Annotated in this window: 1 protein-coding gene; it reads left to right on the forward strand. The window is 67.8% G+C overall.

Annotated features, from left to right (window positions below; genetic code table 11):
- Window positions 1-139: 139 nt before the first annotated feature.
- Window positions 140-493, forward strand: a complete 354-nt coding sequence (gene uraH, locus ML342_RS11845) for a hydroxyisourate hydrolase (RefSeq protein WP_240127211.1) — start codon at window positions 140-142, stop codon at window positions 491-493.
- The last annotated feature ends 7 nt before the right edge of the window (window positions 494-500 follow it).

The following is a 500-nucleotide window of genomic DNA, read 5'->3' on the forward strand; positions in this document are numbered from 1 at the left end:
CAGCCGGTGCTCGACGATGGCGCGCGTCAGCGCATCGACGATGTCGCGGGTGCTGGTGTGGGCCATGGGCGCATCATAGCCACAAAGTCCGCAATCTGTATACACTTTGGTGCACAACACACCCCGATCTGGAGGCGCCATGGGCCTGAGCACGCACGTCCTCGACACCATGCACGGCTGCCCGGCCGCTGGCATGGCGGTTTCCCTGTTCGCCACGTGCGCGGGCGAGCCCCGGCTGATCAAGCGCGTCGTGCTCAACGCCGATGGGCGCAACCCGGACGGTCCGTTGCTCGCGACGGGCGAGCTGAGCGCCGGCACCTACCGGCTGGTGTTCGAGGTGGCGGACTACTTTCGGTTCCGCCAGGTCGCGCTGCCGCAGCCGCCGTTTCTGGACCGCGTGGCGCTGGATTTCGGGGTGGCCGATCCGCAGGCGCACTACCACGTGCCCCTGCTGGTCAGCCCCTGGAGCTATTCCACCTACCGCGGCAGTTGAACGGGTG

It is taken from the genome of Thermomonas alba, assembly GCF_022419205.1.
GTDB classification, from domain to species: Bacteria; Pseudomonadota; Gammaproteobacteria; order Xanthomonadales; family Xanthomonadaceae; genus Thermomonas; species Thermomonas alba.